This window comes from Methanobrevibacter filiformis (assembly GCF_001639265.1).
Lineage (GTDB): Archaea > Methanobacteriota > Methanobacteria > Methanobacteriales > Methanobacteriaceae > Methanacia > Methanacia filiformis.
The window spans coordinates 1-3834 of record NZ_LWMT01000085.1 but is presented as its reverse complement, the minus strand read 5'-3'; the positions used below and the strand labels follow the sequence as shown (position 1 = coordinate 3834).

The 3834-nt window shown below is 25.7% G+C and carries 3 protein-coding genes; 1 reads left to right on the top strand and 2 read right to left on the bottom strand.

What is annotated here, in order from left to right; all coding sequences use genetic code 11:
- Positions 1–446 precede the first annotated feature (446 nt).
- Complete coding sequence (locus tag MBFIL_RS02980) at positions 447–1520, top strand: Coenzyme F420 hydrogenase/dehydrogenase, beta subunit C-terminal domain (protein ID WP_066971347.1); 1074 nt, start codon at positions 447–449, stop codon at positions 1518–1520.
- Positions 1521–1590: 70 nt separating this feature from the next.
- Here the strand turns inward: MBFIL_RS02980 and MBFIL_RS02975 are convergent, their stop codons facing one another.
- Both MBFIL_RS02975 and MBFIL_RS11060 read right to left on the bottom strand, forming a co-directional pair.
- Entirely contained in the window at positions 1591–3222 is a 1632-nt protein-coding gene (locus MBFIL_RS02975) for an ATP-binding protein (RefSeq protein WP_066971345.1), read from the bottom strand.
- Between the two features lie 126 nt (positions 3223–3348).
- Positions 3349–3477, bottom strand: coding sequence for a hypothetical protein (locus MBFIL_RS11060; protein ID WP_281192464.1), 129 nt, complete (start codon positions 3475–3477; stop codon positions 3349–3351).
- Between the last annotated feature and the right edge of the window lie 357 nt (positions 3478–3834).

Below are 3834 nucleotides of genomic sequence, written 5' to 3'. Positions count from 1 at the left end.
GGAGATGTTTATAAGAGTCAGGTATTGCTTATTTTTTGAAATAGTTTTTGAAATAGCTTTTGATCAAACTTTTTTTAAAAGTTTGAAATGTTATTTTCATATTAATAAAAGCATAATTAATGCTTAAAATGCTTTATTTATGGAAATAGCTTTTGTTCAAACTTTTTTTAAAAGTTTGAAATGTTTGTTTCATGTTAATAAAAGTATTTTTCATGTTTGAAATGATTATTTTTTGAGAGAGGTTTTGCAAACTTGAATTTATATCTATTTTATCATTAAAAATATAGTAAAATTTAAATCATAATATTTATAAATTAATCTTATACTATAAAATAATTTATTTTACACTATAAACCTTTTAATTTTATAAATTATTCTACTTATAAAATTTAACTTTTTAAAAATTATTTAACATTTATTACTATTACAATTTGAGGATGATTGAGATGTATAATAAAAAAACAGCAATGGTTGGAACTCCTTGTCAAATTTTGGCAGCTACTAAGATTAATACTTATGATGATATTACTGGAGGATCTCCGATTGATTTAAAAATTGGATTATTCTGTATGGAAAATTTCTCATATACTTATTTAAAAATGTTTTTAGAAGAAAAAAACATAGACTTAAAGGATATTAAAGAATTTAGAATTGAAAATAACATGTTTAAAGTGTTCTTAAATAATGGTGAAGAGGTAAACTATAGATTAGCTGAAATACATTCATTCCAAAGAAAAAACTGTGATATATGTACAGATTATACTGCAGATGTTGCAGATATATCTGTTGGATCAGTTGGATCACCAAAAGGATCATCTACATTAATTATTAGAACAGAAAAAGGTAAAAAGATTGTTGAAGATGCGATTAAAGAAGGATACATTACAACTAAATCAATAACAGAAAAAGGAGAGGAACTTCTTGAAAGAATAGCTAATAAAAAAATAAAAGGAAATCTTGAGAACATAACATTAAGAGAAGAATCAGCACATCCAGTACTCTACAAAAGAGAAGTTAATGAAGAAGAATTTGTTAACCTATCAGAAGAATGTCAATTTGATAACTTAAAGGCTGATGTAATTAAAGAAGGAGCATGTGTTCTATGTGGAGCTTGTGAATTTGTATGTCCAATTAATATAGTACATATTGAAGAGCGAAAACCATTTAAAAAAGGAGAATGTGAAGAAAACTGCCATGCATGTTACTTTGCGTGTCCAAGAACATTTGTAAGTGATGAAATACTTCCCAACTCTTTAGATAAAAAACCACTTGGAGAATATTTATCTATTTATGTTGCAAATTCAAATGTTGAAGGTCAAGATGGAGGAGTTGTTACTTCATTACTTTTATATTTATTAGATAAAAAAATAGTTGATGATGTATTTGTTGTAGGTGAAGATGAAAATAATCCATGGAAACCAATTCCTAAACTAACTAATAGTGTTGAAGAGGTTAGAGAAGCAGGTGGAACTAAATATAGTACAGTTCCTATTGGCTTTAAGGCTTTGAAAAGTGAGTAATTAATTTAACTAAGTTAATTGGTTTAGTATGAGAGTTAGAATTTATTTTAATTACTCCTGTTTTTCCTTTTTATAATACTTTTTTTATTTTGCATTTAACATCTGTGATGAATCCATCATCAATGTACTCATCTTTTAGTGCTATTGCCATTAATTTAATATTGTCTTCAAATGCCCAGTAATATTTTTTCTTTTCTATTTGTTTAAATGCTTCATTAATTAAAGTGTCAAGGGTTTTTCTTTGGTCTTCTGTGTATTTCATTTCTACAATGATTATTTGTTCTTTTTCTATGTTTTCTAGTATGAAATCTATTCTTCCGTCTTCTATTGCTTTTTCTTCTGTGATTTCAAAGTCCATTGCTCTTGCCCACGTTGTAAAGACTAAGGAATAGAATTTCCATTTTTCTTTGTTATCTTTGCTTAAGCGAAGGTAATATGGTAGTCCTGATATAAATGCTCTTAATCTTTTAGATAGTTCCTCGCAATTACCATTAATAAAATCTTCCCAAACAGATTCTTTAGATTTTTTAAACCTATTTTCAATCTTTTCTTCATATAACTCTAGAAGATTATCTTTAAAACCAATTTCAACTTCAAAATTAGGAATACCTAAGATATAATTAATTATATTGTTATTATCTACATATTTTTCTTTAATTGTTAAGTAACCTGACTGAAACAATAAGGGAACATCTTTAGAAGATGATGGATCATACTGACGTAATTCTGATTCTGTAAGAGTTATAGGTTTGAAATAGTCAATTTGAATAGCTCTATTTTTTAAGATTTCAACTAAAAATTTTGGTGTTCCAGTTTCAAACCAAAAGTTTGAAATATTCGTATTATTCTTTGAAATCGCAGATAATGTAGACTGAGGATTAAAAACTCTTTTTTCACCATCCCATGAATAGCCATCATACCAACGATTAATTTCACCTAAACATTCATCATAATTCATGTCATTTTTTTCTGCTAAATTTCCAATATAATCATGAAGATACTCTTCTAATTCCGTATGACTTATTCCACAAATTGTAGAATATTTATTTGATAACGTGATGTCTGTTGGATTATTTAGTTTAGAAAATATTGAGGTATGTGCGAACTTACTAATTCCTGTGATGAAGATAAACTCTATATATTTATCTTTAGTTTTTAAAACATTATAAAAACTTTGAAGAGTTCTACGAATATTTTTAACTAAAGTTTCATTAGTTATATTGTCTAAAATTGGAGCATCATACTCATCAATTAAAACCACAACATTATTTCCTGTGTTTTCGTACAAATCAACTATTAAATTTGAAAATTTTTTCTTTAAAGAAATTTTCTCATCAATAATAATATTATTTAGTTTTGCAATTCTTTCTATAGTATCAGTTAAATCCATTTCTAACTCTTCAACTGAATTATTTTCTAATTCACTCATATCTAAATAAATTACATTGTATGATTCATTCCAATCCCATTTATCATAAATGTATAACTCTTCAAATAGCTCTTTTTTTCCTAAGAAAAGATTTTCCATAGTACTTAAAAGCAATGATTTACCAAATCTTCTTGGGCGAGATAAGAAATATGTTTTTCCAGAACTAATAATATCATAAATATATTTAGTCTTATCAATATAAAGATAATTATCCTTCCTTATATCCTCAAATGATGCAATCCCAAGAGGCAAATTTTGTAAATCATTTTTCATACTAATAACCTTTAAATAAGTCATTAATAATATGTTGTTTATTATATTTATAATTTTATCTTTTAAGACAATGCTGTTAACTTTAGAAATTTTTCTTTTTGTTTTCTTTCATTGGTTCAATACTTTTTAAAAATTTTTTCTATTATTGTATGGGTATTTACCTGCAAGCTGATTTTTATTTATAGGGATAAATGGTTTCTTTTTAATTTGAACCAGATTTTCCTTGGCTATTATAGATACTTCTTCACGTATCATGTCTCTTTCTTCTTTTGTCTCCGACAGGAACATTTCATATAGGCTTGACTTTAATTTTCCTGCTAAAATGTTCATATTGGTTTTATATTCGCATTTATATTTCTTATTTTTGTGTTACATTCTATTTTATATTTTGTTAGATATAACAAACTCAAATTAAAAAGTAAACTAAAATAAAAAGGACTGTGTCAAAAACTTCAGGGTGAACAAGTGAAAAAATTCAATGAAAAGTACAACATATATATGTAATGTTCAGTATAATTCAAAAAAAAGTGAGTATAATAACATTAATTAAATGGAGGAAGAATATAGTTAAATCTATGCAAAGAGAAAACAAACTTCCTCCAAGTAATAATT

Bases quoted from the DNA above. Each gene is read 5' to 3' on its own strand.
- MBFIL_RS02975 (WP_066971345.1), bottom strand. From the start codon at position 3,222: ATGAAAAATGATTTACAAAATTTGCCTCTTGGGATTGCATCATTTGAG.
- MBFIL_RS11060 (WP_281192464.1), bottom strand. From the start codon at position 3,477: ATGATACGTGAAGAAGTATCTATAATAGCCAAGGAAAATCTGGTTCAA.
- MBFIL_RS02980 (WP_066971347.1), top strand. From the start codon at position 447: ATGTATAATAAAAAAACAGCAATGGTTGGAACTCCTTGTCAAATTTTG.